Here is a 22,127-nt window from a genome sequence, read left to right on the forward strand (position 1 = left end):
TCGGGTGCGGCGAGTGGGCGCTCAGCCGCCGAGTTTCTGGATGGCGTGCGCCGAGTTGGCAAAGGCGACGTTCTTGGTTTCCATGTAGAAATCGAAGGACCAGTCGCCGCCGTCACGGCCGATGCCGGAGTTCTTGACGCCGCCGAACGGCGTCGGCAGATGGCGGACGTTTTCGGAATTCACCCAGATCATGCCGGCTTCCAGCGCATCGGTGAAGCGGAAGGCGCGGGTGACGTCGTTGGTCCAGAGATAGCCGGTCAGGCCGTATTGCACGTCGTTGGCAAGCGCCAGCGCCTCGGCCTCGTCCTTGAACGGGATAGCGGTCAGGACCGGGCCGAAAATTTCTTCCTGGGCGATGCGCATCTGGTTATGGGCGCCGGTGAACAGCGTCGGCGAGACATAGCAGCCGCCGCCCGGACCATCGAATTTTGCGCCGCCGGCGGCAACGGTCGCACCTTCGCCACGGCCGATCTCGATATATTCCAGCACCTTCTTTTCATGCACCGGATGGATCAGCGGGCCGACGACGGTTTCCGGGTCGAGCGGGTGACCGACCTTGATGCGCTTGGCCTTTTCGGCGACCAGTGCCGTGAACTTGTCGTAGACGCTTTCCTCGACCAGCAGGCGCGAGGACGAGGTGCAGCGCTCGCCGTTCAGCGAGTAGATCATGAAGACGGCGGCATCCGCCGCGCGCTCCAGGTCGGCATCGGCGAAGACCACGACCGGGTTCTTGCCGCCGAGTTCGAAATGCACGCGCTTGAGGGTATCGGCACCCTGCTTCATGATCATCGAGCCGGTGCGGCTTTCGCCGACGAAACCGATGGCCTTGATCGCGGGATGTTCGGTCAGCGCCTTGCCGGCGTCTTCGCCGAGGCCGTTGACGAGGTTCCAGACGCCCTTCGGCAGGCCGGCTTCCTCGGCGATCTCGACCAGCAGGCGGGCGGTGAGCGGCGAGAATTCGGCCGGCTTGTGGACGATGGTGCAGCCAGCGGCAAGTGCCGGCGCAATCTTCCAGGTCGACAGCATGAACGGCGTGTTCCACGGCGTGATGATGCCGACCGGGCCGATCGGCACGCGGGTCGTCAGGTTGACCTGGCCGGGGCCGCGCAGCGCCTTGCCGTCACGGGCTTCCGGGGCGCGGTCGGCGAAGAAGCGGAAGTTTTCCGCGCCGCGCAAAGCGGCCTTGGCCATGAACTTCAGCGACTGCCCGGTGTCCATGCATTCGACGAAGGCGATTTCTTCGGCCCGCGCCACGATGGCGTCGGCGATCTTGTGCAAAAGCTTCTTGCGGGCCGTGCCGTCCATCGCCGCCCATGCCGGGAAGGCAGCCTTTGCGGCTTGTGCCGCGCGGTCGATATCGGCAGCCTTGCCGCGCGCGACCTGGGCCAGCGGCTTCAGGTCGACCGGCGAGATCGTCTCGAAGGTGGCGCCGTCGGCGGCCGCAACGTCTTCGCCGCCGATGCGGTTCAGGACGCCGTTTTCGAATTTCTGCAGATAGGCTTTCGCCTTGGCAATGTTTTCGTCGAGCTTGGACATGGGGTCACTCCGTCAGCAAAAGGGGTTGCCGGCAGCGGACGTCAGCGCGCCGGCGCGGATGAAATGGATCAGGCCTGCTTGTCGCGCAGGCGGGGATGGATGGCGTTCTTCTTCCAGCTCAGCTCCGCGTCGATCTCGCGGATCTCCAGCGTCAGCGCGAAATGCGGGGTCGCAAACAGCGGCGCCAGGAAGTCGGTGACCGTGGCGAAAATCGCCTCCCCGGTCTGCTTCTTCTCCTCGGCGCTGCGGCCCTTGCCGATGCGGAAGGACATGTCGATGAAGCCGTTTTCGGGCAGCAGGTCGGCCACGGCATAGGCATCGGCGCGCAAGGCCCGCACCCGCACGGCGCCAAGCTCGAACAGGCCGGTCGTCATGATCGTCGCATGCACCGCCTTGCACAGCCCGTCGAAGTCGACTGATACATCGAGATTGGCGGAATATTCCATGGTGAAATGCGGCATGGTCCCTCCCTTCTGGATTGCCCCGCATTGCCGGGGCCTTTCTTATTATATTTAACATGTTAATGATATTGTCCGATGTGTCAAGCGGCTTGTTCACCCGAAAAATCGGCGCGCGATTGAAAAGGACGGAAAAATGCACCATAGAGCCAGCATGCAAGACACTCCGTCCAAATCCAAATTGCCGCAGGATGCGCTGTTGCCGCGCAACACCCGCCGTTCCCTGCCGATCGCGCTGTTGCGCGCCCGCGAAGCGGTGATGACGCATTTCCGCCCGATGCTGGCCGAGCACGACATCACCGAGCAGCAATGGCGCGTCATCCGCATCCTTGCCGAAGCCGGCACCGTCGATGCCTCCGACATGGCCGATCGCGCCTTCATCCTGGCGCCCAGCCTGACCCGCATCATCCGTTCGCTGGAAGAGCGCGGCATCATCACCAAGGCCAAGGACGACAATGACGGCCGGCGGGTGCTGTTGCGCATCACCCCGGCCGGCCTCGCCATCATCGACGAGGTGGCCCCGGAAAGCCGCCTCATCTACGAAACGCTCGAAAAGCGCTTCGGCGGCGAGCGCATCGACCAGCTTCTCGACATGCTGGACGAACTGGCGAGCATCAACGACTGACCTCTTCGGCCAGCGCCCGCACATCGGCGACATAGCGTTTCAGGCGGGCGGCGTTGTCGGGCAGATCCGGCCGCGCCGCCGCCCAGCCGATATAGGTGAGCGCCCGCAACAGCAGGAACAGCGGCAGGTGGACGAATTCCGCTTTTGCCTGCGGCCGCACCGCGGCATAACCCGCCAGCAGCGCGTCGCGCAGATCGGCAAAATCCGCCTCGCGCCGGTTGCGCAGTAGCGTCGTCGCCAGTTCGAACAGGCGGAAGCCAAAACCGCAATCGTCGAAATCGATGAAAGCCACCCCCTCGCCCTGCACGAAGACGTTTTCGCGCACGAGGTCAGCATGGATCAGGCCGTAACCCAGCACTGGCGCCAATGCCGAGAGTTTTTCCGAGAGTTTTTCGCGCAGGCGCGTCAAGAAATCGCGGTCCTCGGGCGACAAGGCCTCGCAATCCCAGAACCGGCCCCAGAAGGGCGCTTCGCCCAAGAGGCCGGCGGCATCCCAGGCCGGGCGCTCGAAACCGTCGGCTTTCGAAAACGCATCGGCCGCATCGTGCATGCGCGCCATGTCGCGGCCGATGGCGGCGAAGATCGCCGGCAGGTCGCGGCCTTCGCGCGGCAGCGGTACGCCGGTTTCACCGAGCGGCTCGCCCTCCACCCAGCCGATCAGGTCGGCATAATGCGGCACGTCTCCATCCGCTTGCAAAGCGACGAGCAATGTGCCGCCGGTGGCCGGGATCGGCTCCGGCACGGCAAGACCGTGCCGGCGCAGATCCGCCATCCAGGCCAGTTCCGAGGCAAGGGCGGCTTGCGAGTGATACGCCGGGCGATGCAGACGCAGCGCCGCCGACCTGCCATCGGCGAGGCGCACCTTGAACACCGCGTTCTCGCGGTATTTCAGCAATTCGGGCACTTGGCCCAGCAGGTTCCAATGGGCAAGGGCGGCCTTCGCCCTCGCCGTCAGGGTTTCGACGATGCCGTCCATGGTCTCACAACCCGCCCAGTACGTCGTCGAGCGTCGACAGCATGAAGTCGGCATTCTCCTTGGTGAACGGCATGGGCGGGCGGATCTTGGTGGCGTTCTGGTGAATGCCGAGCTTGCCCATCAGCACGCCGCGCTCGCGCATCTCGTTGATGACGCGGGTGGCGATGTCGGAGGCCGGGGTCTTTTCCTGGCGGTCGAGCACCAGCTCCGCGCCGAAGAACAGACCGCTGCCGCGCACATTGCCGATCAGCGCATGCTTTTCCGCCAGTTTCTGCAGGCCCTGCCGGGCGTAGGCGCCGACCTCAAACGCATTGGCTTGAAGCTTTTCCTCCTCCAGCACGTCGAGAACGGCCATGGCCGCCGCGCAGGAGACCGGATTGCCGCCAAAGGTGTTGAAATAACGGAAAGCCTTGCGGAAGGCATTCAGCGTGTCCGAACTGGCGACAACGCCGCCAATCGGATGGCCGTTGCCCATCGGCTTGCCGAGGGTGACGACGTCGGGAACGATGCCTGCCTTCTGGTGGCCCCACATATGGGTGCCGGTGCGGCCGAAACCGGGCTGCACCTCGTCGCAAATGATAAGGCCGCCCGCCTTGCGCACGGCGGCGACGGCCGGCGCGAGGAAGTTCTCCGGCAGATCCGGAAACCCCTCATTGGCAAAGAAGGGATCGATGATCAGCGCCGAAAAACCGAAGGGGCTTTCCTGCAAGGAGGCAATCGCTTTTTCCACCTCCGCCGCCCAAGCCTCCGCAAACGCCTGTCCGCCCTCGCCGCCGAGCGGTCGATAGGCATCCGGGGCCGGCACGTGGCGGACATGGCCGCCATAGCCGCCGACCGGCGGCATGCGCGTCGAAAGCTGCGACACCGCCGCGGTGTTGCCGTGATAGGTGAAGTTGGTGGCGATCACGCCGGTCTTGCCGGTCACCGCCTGCGCCATGCGGAGCGCCACGTCATTGGCCTCGCTGCCGGTGCAGGTCAGGATCGCGGTATCGAGGCTCTTGTCGAAGGTCGCCGTCAGCCGCTCGACATAGTCGAGAATGCCCTCATGCAGGTAGCGCGTATGGGTGTTCAATGTCGAAGCCTGGCGGCAGATCGCCTCGACGACGCGCGGATGGCAGTGGCCGACATGCGGCACATTGTTGTAGCAATCGAGATATTTGCGCCCGTCCGCATCCCACAGCCACACACCCTCGCCCTTCACCAGATGGACGGGGTCGTTGTAGAACAGCGACATGTTCTTGCCGAGCAGCCGCTCGCGGCGTTCGCGCAATGCCTGTTCGCCGCTCATCTCACTGCCCCTTCGCGGCGGTCAGGCCGGCATCCAGCGCCGAGACGATTTTCTGCACATCGGCGGCGGTGATGACCAGCGGCGGCGAGATGATGACGTTGGCGCCTGACGTGCGGACCATGACGCCCTCGTCATAGGCGACGTCATAGACCTTCTGCACGACGTCCTTGGCGGCCGCACTTTTCTTGGCGCGGTCGGAGACAAGCTCCACCGCCGCCATCAGGCCCCTGCCGCGCACGTCGCCGACCAGCTCATGCTTGGCCTTCAGGCCTTCCAGCCCGGCCATCAGCTCCGGCCCACACGCGGCGGCATTGGCGGCGGTGTTGACGCGGGCGGTTTCCTTCAGCGTCGCAAGCGCGGCTGCTGCGCCCACCGGATGGCCGGAATAGGTGTAGCCGTGGCCGATGGCGCCGAAAGCGGTCTTGTCGGCTTCGAACACGCTCGCCACCTTGTCGGAGATCATCACCGCGCCGAAGGGGAAATAGCCGTTGGTGATCGCCTTGGCGGTGGTCATCATGTCGGGCTTGACGCCCCAGCCGCGCGAGCCGGTCCAGGCGCCGGTGCGGCCGAAGGCGGTGATGACCTCGTCGGCGATCAGCAGGATGCCGTGCTTGTCGCAGATGGCGCGCATCAGCGGCATGAAGGTCTCATGCGGCACGATGACGCCACCGGCCCCCAGCACCGGCTCCATGATGAAGGCGGCGATGGTATCGGCGCCCTGGAAGGCGATCTCGTCCTCGAACTGGCGGGCAATCGCCTGTGCAATCTCAGCCGGATCGGTGGTGTTGAAGGGGTTGCGATAGGGATAGGGCGCGGCGAGATGGAAGACGCCGGGCAGCAGCGGCTCGTAGTTGCGGCGGAAATTGGCATTGCCGTTGACCGAAGCGCCGCCGAAATGCGTGCCGTGATAGCCCTTCTTCAGCGCCACGAACTTGGTACGCTCCGGCTGGCCGTTGATCTTGTGGAACTGGCGGGCGAGCCTCAGCGCCGTCTCGACCGAATCCGAACCGCCCGAGGTGAAGAAGGCGCGGGTCAGCCCGTCTTCCTTGAAAAATTCGGCCAGCTCATAGGAAAGCTCGATCAGCGGCGAATTGGTGGTGCCGCGGAAGGTCGAGTAATAGGGCAGCTCGTCGAGCTGGTCGCGGATCGCCTTCTTTACCGGCTCGCAGGAATAGCCGAGATTGACGTTCCACAGCCCGCCGACGGCATCCAGTACCTTCTTGCCGTGGATATCGACGACCTCGACGCCCTCGGCGGCATTGATGATGCGCGGCGGCTTTGCCTGCATCTCGGCCGGATGCGCCATGGGATGCCAGAGATGGCGGGCATTGTTCTCGATCAGGAAGTTGGAATCGCGCATGGGGATATCCTTTCAAATTCCAAGCATTTTCAGGGCCTGCGCATAAGAATCGGCAGGCCGGGTCACGTCGAAATGCACATAGGGAAGGCCGACGGCTTCGGCCCCCTCGATATTCTTCTTCTGGTCGTCGACGAACACGCAATCCGCCCGGTCGATGCCCACTTCCGCCAGCACCTGCTCATAGGCGCGCGGATCGGGCTTGAGGATTTTTGTATAAGTCGCATCGACGATGACGTCGAACAGCTCGATCAACGGGAAACGCTTGCGGAATTCGACGCCGTAGAACAGGTCGAGTTCGTTGGAGAGGATGGCGAGCTTCAGCCCGGCCTCCTTGGCGCGCAGGATGGCGTCTCGCGCTTCGGGACGCAAGACCAGTTCGGCATCGGCGCCGCGCGCTCGCTGCACGAAAGTCTTCATGTCGTCCCACTCTTCGCCGAGCATCGCGCCGACTTCGCGGGTGCGGGTCATCCAGTAATCGCGCTCGGTGATTTCGCGCGCCTGCATCGAGACCCAGAGCGGGTCGGTCGAGGGGTCGAAGGGACCGCGCCAGGTCAGCGTGCCCGCCGGCAGCCCGAGCGCCCGCTCGGTGATGTCATGCGTCTCGAACAGCGTGCGGGTGACGACACCGCCGAAATCGAGGATCAATGCCTTGTTCATGCAATGCGGCCCTTCTCGATGATGCCTTCGGCGACCCAGCGATCGAAAACTTCCAATGCCTTGGCGGCGAAAGCCGGGGTGTTGATATGGGTATCGACCTCCTCGAAGGCGACGGAGGCGGGCACCGCCTTGCGCATCTCGTCGAGGAAGGCGTCGAGCGCTTCCGGCTCGTGCAGCGGTTCGCCCGCCTGGTCCCATTCCTGGATGCCCCTGGCCGGCAGGATGAAGGCGACCGGGGCGGCGGCGGCTTGCAGCTTGGCGGCGACGACATGGGCGACGTCGCGGCGATGCTGCGCCGAGACGGTCACCGAACCGATCAGCCGGTTATGGGCATGGTAGGGCCGGTCGGCGAAGCGCTCGGGCGCGGCGGCCCAGGCGGGAATATCGACCATGTCGATGGCGCCGGGGGCGACGATCTGCGGAATGCCGGCGCGGCCGGCATTTTCGAGGCGGTCCGGCCCCGAGGTGACCACCGAGCCGTTATGGGCATTGGTGACTTCCTGGATGCAGAAATCGAAGACGGCGGCAAAGCCCTTCTTGGCCGCCACCGCCTCATAGGCGCGCCCGCCCATGCCGGTGGAATGGAAGACGGCGACGTCATAGCCGCGCTTTTCCAGCTCGGGCTTCAGCATCTTCATGTATTTGAGGCAGGAGGAGCCGAGCGAGGTCATGCCGATCAGCGGCCGTTCGCGGCCGGGCTTTTCGCTGGCCTTGGCCGCGCCGACCACGGCGCCGCAGGCCTGCGACAGCACCGCGCGGCAGATCGGGTTGAGGCCGTAGAGCCCGCCGGCCCACAGGATCATCATCAGGTCGGGCGCGATGCGCTCGGGCGGCAAGAGATGCGAATAGGCGATGGTCGAGACGATGAATTTCGGCACGCCGATCGGCAGAACGGCAGCGACGTCGAGCGCCAGATCCGTGCCGAGCGAACCGCCGAGCGCGATCACGCCGTCGACTTCGCCGGCCTCGTAGAGACGGCGCACCAGCCCGGCAGCCCCTTCGGCCATCAGCACCATGGCGGTGTTTTCGTCGCCGCTGTCGATGATCGCCTGGATGGTGGTGCCGGCGCTCGCAGCGATGTCATGCTTGGAATGATCCGGCATATAGGGCGGATCGCCGAGCACGCTGACATCGACCATGATCGGCAGACCGCCGGCCTGGCCGATGACATCGGCCATGAACAGCAGTTCGTCGCTCTTGGTGTCGCCAGTGCCGATCACCAGAATTTTGGGCAGACGGGCGCTTGCGCTCATCGACCGTTCCTCCTCGATTGATTGGGGGGACGGATCTGCCGATCGGTCCCGAAAAAAGCTGCGGAAATGGCCTCGGCGGCCGCGCGGACTGCGGCGCCATAATCCAGAACGACGTCCTCTCCGGTGCGCACCAGCGGCGCGGCGACCGTGATACAGCCGATCGGTCGCGCACCCGGCCCGGCGATCGCCGAGGACATGCTGACGACCCCGAGCTCGCGGCCCTGGCGGCTGATGGAAAAGCCCCGCGCCCGCGCCTCCGACAAGCGTCGACGCAGAATGGCGGGATCGACGATGGTGAACTCGGTATAGGCGGCCAGCGGCCTGGTCAGCTCCGCTTCGATCACCTCGTCGGGAGAGGCCGCCAGAAAGGCAAGGCCGGAGGCGGTCGCATGCGGCTGCAGCACCGTGCCGACATTGACGAAGACGCGGTGGGCGTGCGGCGATTCCTCCACATGGATGGTGGAGAGGCGGCCGTTGGAAAATTCGGAGAGGTGCACGGTCTCTTCCGTGCGCTCGGCAAGCTGGCGTAGAAAAGGCAGCGCCGTGCTAAGGAAGGGGTAGCGCGCCTCGCGGATGCGCGCCAGGCGCAGCGGTGCCGCGCCGATGCGGTATTTCCGCGTCTCGGGCAGTTGTTCGACGAAGCCGTGCTTTTCCAGCTCGACCAGGAAACGACGCGTGGTCGCCTTGTCGTAGCCGCAGGCCTGCGCGATCTCCGTCAGCCCCGCCTCGCAGTCGAGCCGGGACAGGACGTCCAGAAGCGTCAGGGCCTTGCCGATGGTGCTCATTGTGTTCTCCTCAGGTCAAGCACCGGACCCTGTCCACCACGCCTCTCCGGGCGTTTCGCATGGCAGAGATACTTAACATGCGAATTAACTTGACAGGAAGCGGAGCGATTTGCAAGTCTATATTTGAAGCACAGGTTCACATAATGAACCAGCGTTTTCCGGCCTCAAGATGAAAAAAATGCCGGGCGCAAGCTTCCGCCTATGGGCCGCGATTGGAGCGCGGCCATTGCAAATCCAAGGGGAGCTGACATCATGACCAATCCGCAAGTGCCGGCCCAGGAGGCCAACCAACTGCGCAAGAACAGCCTCGGCGTCGGGGCTGTGACCTTTCTCGTCGTTTCCGCGGCCGCGCCGCTGACGGCGGTCGCCGGCGGCGTGCCGCTGTCGATGCTGCTCGGCAACGGCCCGGGCATACCGCTGACCTTTCTTTTCGTCACCGCCATCCTTCTCTTCTTCTCGGTCGGCTATGTCGCCATGGCCCGCCATATCCGCAATGCCGGTGCCTTCTATGCCTATACGGCGCAAGGCCTCGGCGGGATGATGGGCGGTGCCGCCGCCCTCGTCGCCATCCTCGCCTACAATGCCATGCAGATCGGCGTCTTCGGCCTGTTCGGGGCCGCCACCTCCGGCTTCTTCGCGGGGCTCGGCATCGACCTGCCCTGGTGGGTCTGGACCTATGTCGGCATCGCCGCCGTCGCCGTGCTCGGCTATCGCCGCGTCGATCTCTCGGCGCGCGTGCTGACCGTGCTCGTCATCCTCGAATATCTCGTGGTGCTGGTCATCGATGCCGCCATCCTGTTCAAGGGCGGCGACAGCGGGCTGACGGCGGTGCCGTTCACGCCCTCCGCCTTCATGAGCGGCACGCCGGCCATCGGCATCCTATTCTGCTTCGCCGCCTTCATCGGCTTCGAGGCGACCACCATCTACAGCGAGGAAGCCCGCGATCCCGCCCGCACCGTGCCGCGCGCCACCTATATCTCGGTGCTGATCATCGGCCTGTTCTACATGCTGACCTCCTGGCTGATGGTCACCGGCGCCGGGTCCGACAAGCTGGTCGGCGAGCTGCAGGCCTTGGCCGATCCGACCACCTTCCTGTTCGGCCTTGCGGAACGGTACGTCGGCCACTGGATCATCCCGGTCATGAACCTCTTGTTCGTCACCAGCCTGTTTGCCGGCGTCGTCGCCTTCCACAACGGCGTCGCCCGCTACATGTATGTCGCCGGTCGCGAAGGCTTGTTGCCGCGCAGCCTCGGTGTCACCCATCCGGTGTTCCAGAGCCCGCATGTCGGCTCCGTCGTCCAGACGATCATCGCCGTCCTCGTCGTCGGCCTGTTTGCGGTCACCGGCCAGGATCCGGTGCTGGCGCTCTTCTCCTGGCTCACCAATGTCGGTACGCTGGCGATCATGCTGCTGATGACCTTCACCGCCTTTGCGATCGTCGTCTTCTTCGGCCGCCGGCCGGAGTTGGGCGGCAGCGCGCTCGCCACCCGCATTCTGCCGGTGCTGACCGGCGTCATCCTCGCAGCACTGGTCGTCTACATCGCCGTCAATTTCGGCAGCATCGCCGGCGCAAGCGGCGCTCTCGCCGTCTTCCTGCCGGGGCTGGTGCTGATCGCCGTCGTCATCGGCTTCATCCTCGCCGCCCGGCTGAAGGGCGCGGATGCGGCCGGCTTCGCCCGGCTCGGCGCCGGCCAGGCCGCCTGATCCAAACATGAGGGCGGCCGGAAACGGCCGCCGTCAAATTCGCTATTTCGAGGATACCGCCATGCAAGACAAGATCGATCATCTCCGCCAGCAGGCGGTTTCCCCGCAGGGCCTGTTCATCGACGGGCGCTGGCAGGAGGCGGCCGAGGGCCGCACCATGGCGGTGGTCTCGCCCATCGACGGCAAGCCGCTGACGACGCTCGCCGCCGCAAGTGCGGCCGATGTCGACCGCGCCGTCGCCAGCGCCCGCAACAGCTTCGAAAAGGGCGTCTGGGCGAAAGCCGTGCCGGCCGAGCGCAAGAAAGTGCTGCTCAAGATCGCCGAGCTGATCGAAAAGCATGCGCTGGAACTCGCCGTTCTCGGCGTGCGCGACAACGGCACCGAAATTTCCATGGCGCTGAAGGCCGAGCCCGGCAGCGCCGCCGGCACCTTCCGTTATTATGCCGAGGCGATCGACAAGGTCTATGGCGAGATCGCCCCAACCGCCGAGAACGTGCTCGGCCTTATCCACCGCGCCCCCGTCGGCGTCGTCGCCGCCATCGTGCCGTGGAATTTCCCGATGATGATCGGCGCCTGGAAGATCGCCCCGGCGCTCGCCGCCGGCAATTCCGTGGTGCTGAAACCGGCCGAGGGCGCGTCGCTGACGCTGCTCCGGCTTGCCGAACTCTGCGCCGAGGCAGGCCTGCCGGAAGGCGTGCTTAACGTCGTCACCGGCGAAGGCCGCGTCACCGGCGAGGCGCTGGGCCTGCACATGGATATCGACGTGCTCGCCTTCACCGGCTCTGGCCCGGTCGGGCGCAAGCTGCTCGAATATTCCGCCCGCTCCAACCTCAAGCGTATCTATCTGGAGCTTGGCGGCAAGTCGCCCAACATCGTCTTCGCCGATGCGCCCGATCTTGCCCAGGCAGCAAAGGTTTCCGCCTACGGCATCTTCCGCAATTCCGGCCAGGTCTGCGTCGCCGGCTCCCGCCTGCTGGTCGAGCGTTCCATCGCCGAGGAGTTTTCCGAGAAGGTGGCGGCCATCGCCGCCGCGATGAAAGTCGGCGATCCCCTGCATCTCGCCACCGAAGCCGGCGCCATCTCCAGCGAAATCCAGCTGCAGAAGGATCTGGGCTTTGCCGAACAGGCACTCTCCGAAGGCGCGAAATTGCGCACCGGCGGCGCGCGCATCCTCGAAGAAACCGGCGGCTTCTACATGCAGCCGACCGTCTTCGACGTCACGCCTTCGATGACGCTGGCGCGCGAGGAAGTGTTCGGGCCGATCCTGTCGATCATTCCTTTCGACACGGAAGAGGATGCCCTTGGCATCGCCAATAGCAGCGAATACGGCCTTGCCTCCGCCGTCTGGACGGCCAACCTGTCGCGGGCGCATCGCATGGTGCGCGGCATCCGCGCCGGCGTCGTGCATGTCAATACCTATGGCGGCGCCGACAACACCGTGCCGCTCGGCGGCGTCAAGCAATCCGGCAACGGCCACGACAAGTCCTTGCACGCGCTCGACAAATATGTCGACCTCAAGACCGCCTGGATCCAGCTCTGAGGCATCGCCCCGCCCGGCGGCCGCTCGCAATGGCCGCCGGCATCGGATCAAAAAATATTTAACGTGTGAATTATATTGACACCGGCCCGCACATGATGGGCGGCCAGGCCGACCTGTTCGAGACCCAGATCGCCGCCGGCGCTTCGGTCGACGATATCTGCGCCCATGTGCGCGCCCAGGCGGAAGCCGCCGGCCCCGGCCAGTGGATCGTCGCCAACCAGTGGGGCGCCGACATGATCACGGCGCTGAACAGCGAGGCGTCGCTGGCCAAGCTCGACGCCGCCGGCCTCGGCCATCCGGTGCTGCTGCGCGACGAGACCATGCACAATCGCTGGGTCAACAGCGAGGCGATGCGCCTGTCGGGCATTTCCGACAACCAGCCCGACCCGCCGGCCGGCGCCTTCGGCCGCGATCCCGCCACCGGCCGTCTGACCGGCCTGCTGATCGAATCCGCCGCCGGCATCGTCGAGCGTGTCGCCGCCGACCACTTCACCGAAGCGATGGGCGAAGCCGCCGTCGCGCGCGCCGTCGAGATCGTCAATTCCTACGGCGTTACCGCCTTCCAGGACGCCGCCTCGGTGCTGCCGATCCTCAAGGCCCTGACCGGCCTCGACGCCAAGGGCGAGCTGACCGCCTGGGCCGTCACCTCGCTGCCGCTGATCGAGCCCTCCTTCATGTTCGGCCTTTCCGGCGACGAGCTGCTGGCGCTGCGCGACGAATACCGCACCCGCCACGTCCATCCGAACTACACCAAGATTTTCCTCGACGGCGTTCCGGGTGCGCGCACCGGCGCCTTCCACGACGCCTATGTCGACGATGCGGCGCATCCCCACGGCTATCGCGGCGAAGTGCTGGTCACCTATCCCGACCTCGTCAAATATGTCGACAAGTCGGAAAAACTGGGCATGGGCCTGAAGATCCATTGCGCCGGCGATTATGCCGTCACCGAGATGCTCGACGCCGTCGAGGCGGTGCGCCATTTCAACGGCCCGACCAAGGTGCTGCACCACATCGCCCATGCCAGCTATATCCGCCACGAGGATGTCGCGCGCTTCGCGCCCCTCGGCGTGGTCGCCGATCTCTGCCCGATGATCTGGTATCCGACGACCTTCCTCGAGGGACACAAGGAAGCCATGGGCGAGGAACGCGCCACCCGCTTCTGGCCGATCGCCGACCTTCAAAAGACCGGCGCTTTGCTCGCCGGCGGTTCGGACTGGCCGGTCATCCCCGTGCCCGATCCGCTGACCGGCATCGAGGGTATGGTGACCCGCCAGAATCCGTCCGGCGCCTTCCCCGGCGTTTCGCTGTGGGCCGAGCAGGCCATCGACCTGGCCACCGCCATCCGCATCTTCACGCTCAATTCGGCCATCGCCATGGGCATTTCGCAGGAAACCGGCTCGATCGAGCCCGGCAAGTCGGCTGACATCATCGTCCTCGACCAGAATGTTTTCGACGTGCCGGCGAACCGCATCGCCGCCACCAAGGTCGTGACGACATATTTCGAAGGCCGCGCCGTTTATCGGCGCTAACGTCTTCAAGGGAGAACGCCTGCGGCAGCAGCCAAGGGTAAACAGGGAAAGGGAGCAGCATGACATCCACCAGAACCATTTTCCTCGCCTCCGCGGCGACGGCGCTCGGCCTCTTCGCCGCCAGCGCCTCGGCTGAGGCCGCGCCGACCTGCGCGAATGGCCCGATCCAGATCGGCGCCGTCTCCACCGTCACCGGCGTCTCGGACTTCTCCGACGCGCCCAAGGCGACCGGCGCCGTCTTCAAGCAGCTCAACGATGCCGGCGGCATCAACGGCTGCAAGATCGAGTTCACGCTGGCTGACGACAAGGGCGACCCGCAGGTCGCCGCCCAAGCCGCCCGCGACCTGATCGACAACAAGGGCGTCGTGGCGCTCGCCGGTGGCGCCAGCCTGCTCGATTGCGCCGTCAACGCCGCCACCTACAGCCGCAACGACGTCATGGCCGTGCAGGGCGTCGGCGTCGATCCGCTCTGCTTCAATGCGCCGAGCGTCGCCCCGGTCAATGTCGGCCCCTATACGCTGAGCACCGCCGTGCTCGACTACGCCACCAAGGATCTCGGCGCCAAGAAGCTCTGCGCCTTCTTCATCATCATCGGCGGCACGCAGGAGGCCTATGCCAACGCCGTCGCCCGCTGGGAAAAGATGAGCGGCAACAAGATCACCCTGATCGACATGACCCTGCCGCCGCAGGGCGACCTGACGCCCTACGTCATCAAGGCCCGCGACGCCGGCTGCGATGCGGTCATGACCAACCAGGTCGAGCCGGGCGTCGTGCAGTGGGTCAAGACGGCCGATGCCCAGAAGGTCAGCGGCATCAACTGGCTGTTCCTCGCCCCGGGCTACACCGACGGCGTCGCCAAGGCGCTGGCCGACAGCAAGCAGCCGGTCTATGTCGGCACCGAATGGGAGCCCTACACCGAGACCGGCAGCGAGGCCAATGCCGACTGGATCAAGACCATGGATGCGGCCGGCCTTGCCAAGACCGCCTTCTCGCAGGGCGGCTATCTCGCCGCCAAGGTGCTGATCGACACCATCTCCGGCATCGACGGCGAAGTCACCCGCGAAGCCGTGACCGCCGCGCTGAAGGAAGGCAAGGAACTCAAGTACCCGATGGCCGGCAGCACCTATGTCTTCGGCGACGCCAAGACGCATTCGCCGATGCAGGCCACCAAGGTCATGCAGCTCGTCGACGGCAAGTGGACGGTCAAGACCAAGGACTGGTTCACCCTGCCCAAGGCTGAGTAACACCGTCTGACACGGCCTGCCCCGCGCGCGGGGCGGGCCAACACGGCAGCGGAACCGTTCCAGCGCCGATTTTTCCGACCCCTTGGCCGCGCCCGGAGGAGGGCCGCCCCAAGGGACGCGACCGAAGACAGGATGCGCCGCTTGCGCATCGGCCCCGGAGTTCCGGACATGAATTCTCTTTTTACGGCTGCCGTCGCCGGGCTATCGGCCGGCGGTGCTTACGCCATACTCGGCGTCTGCGCCATCTTCACCTATCGGCTGGTCGCCGTGGTGAATTTCACCGGGGCCGCCATCGGCGCCATCGGAACCTTCGTCATGGTGACCTTCGTCGAGCTTGGCATGCCGCTGCTGCCGGCCGTGCTGCTCGGCGTCGCCGCCGGCGCGCTTGCCGGCGTGCTGATCGGCCTGGTCATGACCACCTGGTTCGCCAACACCAACGCCTCGACCAAGGCGGCGGTGACGGCGGCGCTGCTGGTCGGCATCATCGCCGTCGGCCTGCGCCTGACCGGCGGCCAGCATCCGCATTATTTCCCCGAGGTCATTCCCGGCTCCGCCTTCCGGCTTGCCGGCGTCGAGGTCACCTGGGCGGCGGTAACGACACTCATCCTGTCGGTCGCCTTCACCGTGCTGACCGAACAGTTCCTCGCCCGCACCCGCACCGGCCTGCAGCTTCGCGCCCTGTCGCAGCGGCCGATGGCGGCCGAGCTGATCGGCATTCGCGTGCGCCTGCTGGCGCTCGGCGTCTGGGCGGTCACCGGCGCCGTCACCTCCTTCGCGCTGATGATCATCGCGCCGTTGCGCTCGCCGGACTTTTCGTCGCTCAGCCTGCTGGTCGTGCCGGCGCTGGCGGCGGCGCTTATCGGCGCTTTCTCCAGTTTCCGCGCCGCGCTGGTCGGCGGTGTGATGATCGGCCTTCTCGAAGGCGGCGTCAGCGCCATCGATGCCGTCAGCCAATACCGCAGCACCGTACCTTTCCTTGTCATTCTTGCCGTCCTGTTGTGGTCGCAAAGAGGAGCCCGCTGGGATGAAGCACGCTAGTTTCCGCGCCGCCGTCACCACCGCCCTGTCGCTTGCCGTTCTCGGCGCCGTCATCCTGCTCCTACTGCCGAAATACTGGGTCTTCCTGCTGACCGCCGTCTTCATCGTCGGCATCGCGCTGCAGAGTCTCGGCCTCGTCACCGGCCGCACCGGTATGATCTCGCTCTGCCAGATGTCCTTTGCCGGCGTCGGCGCCTGGGTGACGGGTTATCTCAACCTGATCGAGGCGCCGGGCGGCCTTGCCGTCTGGATGCTGGTCGGCGGTCTCGCCGCCGTGCCGGTCGGCGTCGCCATCGGCCTGCCGGCGCTGCGCCTGCGCGGCATCAACCTCGCCATCGTCACACTTGGTTTTGCCGCCGCCTTCGATACGGTGCTGGCGACCATCACCTTCCCCGGCCAGACGAGCTTCACCCAGGTCGCCCGCCCGGATGCGTTTTCCTCCGACCGCGGCTATTTCCTCTTCGTGCTGCTGGTCTACGGCATCATCGCCGTGGCGCTGGAATTCGTCAGCCGCTCGCGGCTCGGCGCCTCCTGGCTGGCCGTGCGCCATTCCGAACGCGCCGCCGCCGCCAACGGCATCTCCATCCCCCGCGCCAAGCTCAGCGCCTTTGCGATCAGCGCCTTCATCTCCGGCGTTTCCGGCGGCTTGCTGGCCGGTTATCTCGGCACGCTGGTCTCCGAAAACTTTTCCATGATGCAGTCGCTCGCCTTGTTCGCCGTCGCCACCATGGCCGGCGCGCATTTCACCCTCGGCGCCATTGCCGGCGGCATGATGATCGTGCTGTTCCCGGAGCTTCTGCGCCGGCTGAACCTGCCGCAGGACGTCGGCAACGTCTTCTTCGCCGTCGGCGCGGTGCAGGCCCTGTCGAGCGGCGAGACCATCGCCGAGACCTGGACGCGGCTGGCCCGCAAGCTCGGCCCGAAACGCAAGGTGGAAGCCGCCGTCGCAGCCGGTTCATTGCCGGAAAAAACCGCCCACCCCGCTGGCATCGCTCTGGAAGTGCGCGATGTCACCGTCCGCTACGGCGCGGTGACTGCGCTTTCGGGGGTCAACCTGACGGTGCCGGCCGGCACGGTCGTCGGCCTGGTCGGCCCGAACGGTGCCGGCAAGTCGACGCTGGTCGATGCCATCGCCGGCTTCCTCTATCGTTATGACGGCTCGATCCTGCTGAACGGCAAGCCGCTCGAAGGCCTGTCGGCGACGTCGCGCGCCAATATCGGCATCCGCCGCACCTGGCAGACGACCCGCATCGCGCCGGAACTGCGCGTCGGCGAATATATCCGCCTGGCCAGCGGCCCGATCAGCGCCACGGAGCTGGAAAGCCTGCTCGCCTGGTTCGGCTGCCCCGGCCCGGATACGCCGATCGGCACGGTCGATGTCGGCACGCGCCGCCTGCTCGACGTCGCCGGCGCGGTCGCTTCCCGTGCGCCCGTCATCCTGCTCGACGAGCCGGCCGCCGGCGTTTCCTATGACGAGGCGCTGAAGCTCGGCGAACGCATCGCCGCTATCCCCGCGACCTTCGGCAGCGCCGTGCTCCTGATCGAGCACGACATGGACCTCGTCCGCCGCGCCTGCTCGGCGATCACCGTGTTCGATTTCGGACGCGTCATCGCCTCCGGCGCGCCGGCCGAAGTGCTGAACATGCCGGTGGTGCAAAAGGCCTATATGGGCATCGAATTCGAGGAGGCAGCGGAATGACCACGTTTTCGATCAAGGGCCTGCAGGTCGACCGCGCCAGCATCCCCGTCATTCGCGGCATCGACGTCGAGGCCAGGGGCGGCGAGATCAGCGTGCTGCTCGGCTCCAACGGCGCCGGCAAGACCACCTTCCTGGAAAGCCTGTCGGGCATCATTCCCGTCCGCGCCGGCTCGATCGGCCTCGACGGCACGGAACTGACCAGGCTGCGCGCCGGCGCCCGCGCCAAGGCGGGGCTGAGCCATGTCGAGCAGGGCCGCACCGTCTTTTCCGAGATGACGACGGAGGAAAACCTCAAGGTCGCGCTGCATCCCGATGCCGATCTGAAAGAGGCCTACGACCTGTTTCCCGAGCTTTTGCAGCGCCGTGACGTCAAGGCCGGCATGCTCTCGGGCGGCGAGCAGCAGATGGTGGTCATCGCAAGATCCATCGTCAACCGGCCGCGCGTCATCCTGATCGACGAAATGTCTTCCGGCCTCGCCCCCGTCATCGTCAACCGCCTGATGCGGGCGGTGCGCCAGCTTGCCGACGACGGCATGGCGGTGGTGCTGGTGGAGCAGTTCGCGGCGCTCGCGCTCGCCATCGGCAACCGCGCCTATGTGCTACGCCGCGGCCAGATCGTCTATGACGGCGGGTGCGAGGCGCTCGCGCGCGATCCCGCCCATCTGCACAAGCTCTATCTCGGCGACGCCGCCGCGTAACACGGAAAAACCGAAGGGGCGGCGTCATTATCGTGACGCCGCCTCCTGAAAGACGGCTGCACAGCACCTATCTGTAGCCCGGCCTTGCGGCCGCGCCGTCTTTCATCCAGAGGGTTTTCCCATGTCGATCTCCGCCTACGACCTCTCCATCCCCACCTTCCAGCGCGGCTTTGCCGTGCTTTCCAAATTGCTCGACAAGGCCGAGGCCTTGGCGGAGGAGAAGAAATTCAAGCCGGAAGTGCTGGTCAATGCGCGGCTGGCCCCGGACATGTTGTCGCTTGCCGGCCAGATCCAGCGCCTCAGCGACACCGCCAAGGGTGCGGCGGCCCGCCTGACCGGCACCGAGGCGCCGAGCTTCCCCGATGACGAGGTGACGCTGGCCGACCTGCGCGCCCGCATCGACAAGACCACCGCCTACCTCGCCTCCTTGCCGGAATCCGCCTATGCCGGCGCCGAGGAACGCGACGTGGTGCTGAAGACGCGCCAGCAGGAAGTGCATTTCACCGGCAAGGATTATCTGCTGACCTACGCCATCCCGAATTTCTACTTCCACCTGACGACCGCCTACGCCATCCTGCGCCACAACGGCGTCGCCGTCGGCAAGCTGGACTTCTTGGGCCGTACCTGAGCCAATACGGAAAGGGCCGCATCATTTCAGGTGCGGTCTCTTTCACAGATGTCCACCGCCGGCCTTCGGCGCCGCCGCAAGCCCCTGCCAGTCGATAGAATCGCCGAGGGTGGCGCCCAGTTTTCGGAGCGTGGCTCTTTCAAAGCCTTCCGGCCACGGAAGACCCAGCCTTGCCGCCAAACCATAGGCGCGCGGCAGGAATTGCCGGGCGATATGGAAATGGGCCTCGATGATCTCGTTCCTGTCCGGCTTGGGGAATGGAAGGGATAGCAGCAGGGCCATATCCGGCGGGGGAAGCGCCTTGCTCAGATGCAGCGCTCCGCCGCGACCGGCGGACGCGGTCTCCTCGAGCATCAGGTTGGTGAGATGGTTGCGCAATATGCCGGCTCCGGTGACGGCCACGAGGTATTCACCCCTGCCGATGACGACATGCAGCAAGCCGAGGACCCGGATGAATTCGTCGATCAAGAATTTCACCTTGTCGGGATCCGGGCCTTTCTCGGCGAGGCTTTCCGGCAGGGTCTCGTAAAGGCCGTCCCGGTCGATCAGCGGCTTGACGCTTTTGCGGGCGCGGCCGGCAAAAGCCGAAGGCGGCATCAGGGAGAGATCGAAGCGCAGCCAATCGGCGGTGATCGCATTCAGCAGCACCTTTTCCTGGCCACGACGGTTCCAGAAAACGATCGGCGCGATGCTCTCCAGAATACCACGCCATACTGCAATCATGTCTTCATGGGCGTCGGGCTCGACAAGCGCGATCAGATCGATGTCGCTGAAGCTGTCGGCGGTTCCCTGCCCATAGCTGCCGCCAAGGAAAAGACCGCGCATCCTCGTATGATGGATCATTTCGGAGACGACGTAGCCGATGAATTCTCCTTGATCCATTCCGCTTGTCCTTGTGCATGATGCCATGACTGGCAGACAGAATGTCTCGCAGAAATGGTTTCGGCAAGCCGGCCGGCGAGCGACAGGCTCGCCGGTTTCATGTCATCCGCCGAAACTGCCCATCTGACTGGGAATGTTGACATAGGCGCGGTCGAAATAGAGCAGCGCATTGCCGTCGGTGCGCGAGCGGATGTCGACGATTTCACCGAGAAGAATGTGATGCGTGCCGACGAGGCGAGCTTCCGTCAGCCGGCAATCGAAGGAGACGATGGCATCGGCAAGCGCATGGCTGCCGGAGGGCAGGTCCACCCATTCCGCCGCCGCGTAACGCGCCGACATATCCGCCTGCTGGCCGGCGAAATAGCCGGCAAGCGTCTGGTGGTCATGGGCGAGCACGTTGACGCAGAAGCGGCGGTTTTCGAGAAACAGCCCGCATTGCTCCGACCGGCCGTTCATGCAGACCAGCAGCGTCGGCGGCTCGTCGGTGACCGAGCACATGGCGGTGGCGGTGAACCCGCCGCGCCCGGCGGGTCCGTTGGTGGTGATGACGTTGACGGGGGCGCAGACCCGCGCCATCGCATTGCGGAAATCGGCCTTGGAAATGCGCTCCTCCATCGCTTTTCCTCCCTTATGCCTGGCCGAGGGGCGGCAGCCAGGTATCGCCCGTCCAGCCGTTCTCGTCGTAATCGTCCATGCACTGGTCGACCAGCGCTTCCATCTCGCGCATCCGCCCGCCGCGCTCGGCGCCGCGCAGAACCTGCAGGCGAACCTCTTCCGGCGCGCCGGCATAGTTGAGCTCGTAAAGCGCATGGCGGCCGCCGAATTCCGTGCCGGTCGCATCCCAGAGCAGCTTCATGATCTTGATGCGCTCCTTGTGGCTCATATTGTCGGAGCCGCGCACATATTGCGCCAGGTAGCGGTCGATCTCGGGATTGTTGAAATCCTTGGCGGAGGACGGCAGGTAGATCAGGCCGGAGGCGACCACCTTGCGCACCGTCTCGATGACGCGTGGATAGGCCTCCGACATGAAGGTGCGATAGGAAAGCGCCGCTTCCATATTCGGCAGCACCGCGCCGTTGGCCCAGGGCTGCGGATTATAGGCCATGGCGTTGGAGAAGCTCCAGAACATGTGGCGCAGCGCGATGACTTCGCCGAGTGCGGCCTGGTTGCCGCGGAAGGCGTCGCCGCCGGTGGCGCGCAGTGCCTTGGCGAGCAGGCCGGCGATGAAATCCAGCTTCACCGCGAAACGCGTGCAGCCCTGGAAGCAATAGCCATGCATGAAACCCGAGGCCGGATGGAAGGACAGGATTTTTTGCGCATCGCGCAGCACCAGCACGTCTTCCCAGGGAACGAAGACGTTGTCGAGCACGAGGATCGCATCGTTCTCGTCGAAACGCGACGACAGCGGATAATCGAAGGGATGACCGACCGTATTGGCCGTCTGCTCATAGGAAACGCGGCAGAACATCTTGATGCCCGGGGCGTTCATCGGCACGATGAACATCACCGACAGCGACGGGTCTTCGGTGACGGTCGCCGAACTCTGGGCGAGGAAGTTGTAATGCGTCAGCGCCGAGGAAGTCGCCACGACCTTGGCGCCGGAAACGTAGATGCCGGCATCGGTTTCCTTGGTGATGTGGACGAAGACGTCCTTCACCTGGTCGGCGGGCTTGTGGCGGTCGATCGGCGGATTGACGATGGCGTGGTTCATGAACAGCGCCGCTTCCTGGGCGCGCCTGTGCCAGGCGAGCGCATTGTCCTTGAAGGGGCCATACCAATCGGCATTGGCGCCGAGCGTGTTCATCAGCGCCGCCTTGTAATCGGCGGTGCGGCCCATCCAGCCATAGGACATGCGCGCCCAATCGGCGATGGCGCCCTGCTGGGCGACCAGTTCCTCGGAGGAGCGGGCGACGCGGAAATATTTGTGGGTATAGCCGCCATTGCCGGTATCGGTCGGCGAGGTCAGCCGCGCCTTGGTCTTTTCGTCATGCAGCGCATCGTACATGCGGGCAATCGAGCGGGCGGAATTGCGCATGGAGGGATGCGTGGTCACATCGGCGATACGCTCGCCGTTGATATAGACCTCGCGGCCATCGCGCAGCGACTCCAGATATTCCGCGCCGGTGAACGGCCGGGTCTTGTCGGCGCGGTGGTCCTCGGCGCGCTGCGAAGCCTGACGAAGATGGGTGTGCATGCATTCCTCCTTTGACTTTCGTCAGGAATAGAC

General features: G+C 65.3%; 20 protein-coding genes. 9 read left to right on the forward strand and 11 right to left on the reverse strand.

All coding sequences use genetic code 11. The features are described 5' to 3' along the window. Nucleotides 1–21 precede the first annotated feature (21 nt). Both hpaE and P7F60_RS21365 read right to left on the reverse strand, forming a co-directional pair. A complete protein-coding gene (gene hpaE, locus P7F60_RS21360) occupies nucleotides 22–1,536 on the reverse strand; it encodes a 5-carboxymethyl-2-hydroxymuconate semialdehyde dehydrogenase (protein ID WP_277919712.1) in 1,515 nt (504 codons plus the stop codon). Nucleotides 1,537–1,604: 68 nt separating this feature from the next. Beyond that, the gene (locus tag P7F60_RS21365) at nucleotides 1,605–1,997 is read right to left on the reverse strand and encodes a 5-carboxymethyl-2-hydroxymuconate Delta-isomerase (protein WP_277919713.1); all 393 of its coding nucleotides are present in this window, start codon (nucleotides 1,995–1,997) and stop codon (nucleotides 1,605–1,607) included. A 151-nt stretch (nucleotides 1,998–2,148) separates the two neighbouring features. Here P7F60_RS21365 and hpaR point away from each other — a divergent pair, with 151 nt between their 5' ends. Beyond that, nucleotides 2,149–2,619, forward strand: a complete 471-nt coding sequence (gene hpaR / locus P7F60_RS21370; protein WP_277919714.1) for a homoprotocatechuate degradation operon regulator HpaR — start codon at nucleotides 2,149–2,151, stop codon at nucleotides 2,617–2,619. On the opposite strand, the gene P7F60_RS21375 is transcribed toward hpaR, so the two are convergent. Genes P7F60_RS21375 through P7F60_RS21400 form a run of 6 tightly spaced genes read right to left on the reverse strand, consistent with a single transcriptional unit; the run spans nucleotide 2,609 to nucleotide 8,938 of the window. Further along, nucleotides 2,609–3,595, reverse strand: coding sequence for a phosphotransferase (locus P7F60_RS21375; RefSeq protein WP_277919715.1), 987 nt, complete (start codon nucleotides 3,593–3,595; stop codon nucleotides 2,609–2,611). The genes hpaR and P7F60_RS21375 overlap by 11 nt on opposite strands. Nucleotides 3,596–3,599: 4 nt before the next feature. Then, nucleotides 3,600–4,883 (reverse strand): aspartate aminotransferase family protein, encoded by a 1,284-nt coding sequence (locus P7F60_RS21380; protein ID WP_277919716.1) that lies wholly within the window; start codon nucleotides 4,881–4,883, stop codon nucleotides 3,600–3,602. A 1-nt stretch (nucleotide 4,884) separates the two neighbouring features. Continuing rightward, the gene (locus tag P7F60_RS21385) at nucleotides 4,885–6,243 is read right to left on the reverse strand and encodes an aspartate aminotransferase family protein (RefSeq protein ID WP_277919717.1); all 1,359 of its coding nucleotides are present in this window, start codon (nucleotides 6,241–6,243) and stop codon (nucleotides 4,885–4,887) included. 12 nt (nucleotides 6,244–6,255) lie between these two features. Then, nucleotides 6,256–6,900 (reverse strand): HAD-IA family hydrolase, encoded by a 645-nt coding sequence (locus tag P7F60_RS21390; protein ID WP_277919718.1) that lies wholly within the window; start codon nucleotides 6,898–6,900, stop codon nucleotides 6,256–6,258. Further along, a complete protein-coding gene (locus P7F60_RS21395; protein ID WP_277919719.1) occupies nucleotides 6,897–8,153 on the reverse strand; it encodes a Tm-1-like ATP-binding domain-containing protein in 1,257 nt (418 codons plus the stop codon). The genes P7F60_RS21390 and P7F60_RS21395 overlap by 4 nt, the downstream gene beginning before the upstream one ends. Continuing rightward, complete coding sequence (locus P7F60_RS21400; RefSeq protein WP_277919720.1) at nucleotides 8,150–8,938, reverse strand: IclR family transcriptional regulator; 789 nt, start codon at nucleotides 8,936–8,938, stop codon at nucleotides 8,150–8,152. Before P7F60_RS21400 ends, P7F60_RS21395 begins: the two co-directional genes overlap by 4 nt. A gap of 252 nt (nucleotides 8,939–9,190) precedes the next feature. Between P7F60_RS21400 and P7F60_RS21405 the strand changes: the two genes are divergently transcribed. From P7F60_RS21405 to P7F60_RS21440, 8 genes are all read left to right on the forward strand, one after another. After that, complete coding sequence (locus tag P7F60_RS21405; RefSeq protein ID WP_277919721.1) at nucleotides 9,191–10,642, forward strand: APC family permease; 1,452 nt, start codon at nucleotides 9,191–9,193, stop codon at nucleotides 10,640–10,642. A 61-nt stretch (nucleotides 10,643–10,703) separates the two neighbouring features. Then, nucleotides 10,704–12,182 carry an aldehyde dehydrogenase gene (locus P7F60_RS21410; protein WP_277919722.1) on the forward strand — a complete coding sequence of 493 codons (1,479 nt, stop codon included), beginning with the start codon at nucleotides 10,704–10,706 and terminating at the stop codon, nucleotides 12,180–12,182. 92 nt (nucleotides 12,183–12,274) lie between these two features. Beyond that, on the forward strand, nucleotides 12,275–13,711 hold the full coding sequence (locus P7F60_RS21415) for an amidohydrolase (RefSeq protein ID WP_277919752.1): 1,437 nt from the start codon (nucleotides 12,275–12,277) through the stop codon (nucleotides 13,709–13,711). 59 nt (nucleotides 13,712–13,770) lie between these two features. Further along, entirely contained in the window at nucleotides 13,771–14,955 is a 1,185-nt protein-coding gene (locus P7F60_RS21420; RefSeq protein WP_277919723.1) for an ABC transporter substrate-binding protein, read from the forward strand. Between the two features lie 168 nt (nucleotides 14,956–15,123). Next, a complete protein-coding gene (locus P7F60_RS21425) occupies nucleotides 15,124–15,993 on the forward strand; it encodes a branched-chain amino acid ABC transporter permease (RefSeq protein WP_277919724.1) in 870 nt (289 codons plus the stop codon). Continuing rightward, complete coding sequence (locus P7F60_RS21430) at nucleotides 15,980–17,692, forward strand: ATP-binding cassette domain-containing protein (protein WP_277919725.1); 1,713 nt, start codon at nucleotides 15,980–15,982, stop codon at nucleotides 17,690–17,692. The genes P7F60_RS21425 and P7F60_RS21430 overlap by 14 nt, the downstream gene beginning before the upstream one ends. Then, nucleotides 17,689–18,390 carry an ABC transporter ATP-binding protein gene (locus P7F60_RS21435; protein ID WP_277919726.1) on the forward strand — a complete coding sequence of 234 codons (702 nt, stop codon included), beginning with the start codon at nucleotides 17,689–17,691 and terminating at the stop codon, nucleotides 18,388–18,390. Before P7F60_RS21430 ends, P7F60_RS21435 begins: the two co-directional genes overlap by 4 nt. 121 nt (nucleotides 18,391–18,511) lie before the next feature. Further along, on the forward strand, nucleotides 18,512–19,018 hold the full coding sequence (locus P7F60_RS21440; protein ID WP_277919727.1) for a DUF1993 domain-containing protein: 507 nt from the start codon (nucleotides 18,512–18,514) through the stop codon (nucleotides 19,016–19,018). Between the two features lie 42 nt (nucleotides 19,019–19,060). Here the strand turns inward: P7F60_RS21440 and P7F60_RS21445 are convergent, their stop codons facing one another. The 3 genes from P7F60_RS21445 to P7F60_RS21455 form a co-directional block, all read right to left on the reverse strand. After that, on the reverse strand, nucleotides 19,061–19,900 hold the full coding sequence (locus P7F60_RS21445) for a nucleotidyltransferase domain-containing protein (RefSeq protein WP_277919728.1): 840 nt from the start codon (nucleotides 19,898–19,900) through the stop codon (nucleotides 19,061–19,063). Between the two features lie 102 nt (nucleotides 19,901–20,002). Next, the gene (locus P7F60_RS21450; protein WP_277919729.1) at nucleotides 20,003–20,515 is read right to left on the reverse strand and encodes a flavin reductase; all 513 of its coding nucleotides are present in this window, start codon (nucleotides 20,513–20,515) and stop codon (nucleotides 20,003–20,005) included. 13 nt (nucleotides 20,516–20,528) lie between these two features. Further along, nucleotides 20,529–22,094, reverse strand: coding sequence for a 4-hydroxyphenylacetate 3-hydroxylase N-terminal domain-containing protein (locus P7F60_RS21455; protein WP_277919730.1), 1,566 nt, complete (start codon nucleotides 22,092–22,094; stop codon nucleotides 20,529–20,531). Nucleotides 22,095–22,127 lie beyond the last annotated feature (33 nt).

The sequence above is a fragment of the Rhizobium sp. YJ-22 genome, from assembly GCF_029601685.1.
Classification (GTDB): domain Bacteria; phylum Pseudomonadota; class Alphaproteobacteria; order Rhizobiales; family Rhizobiaceae; genus Metarhizobium.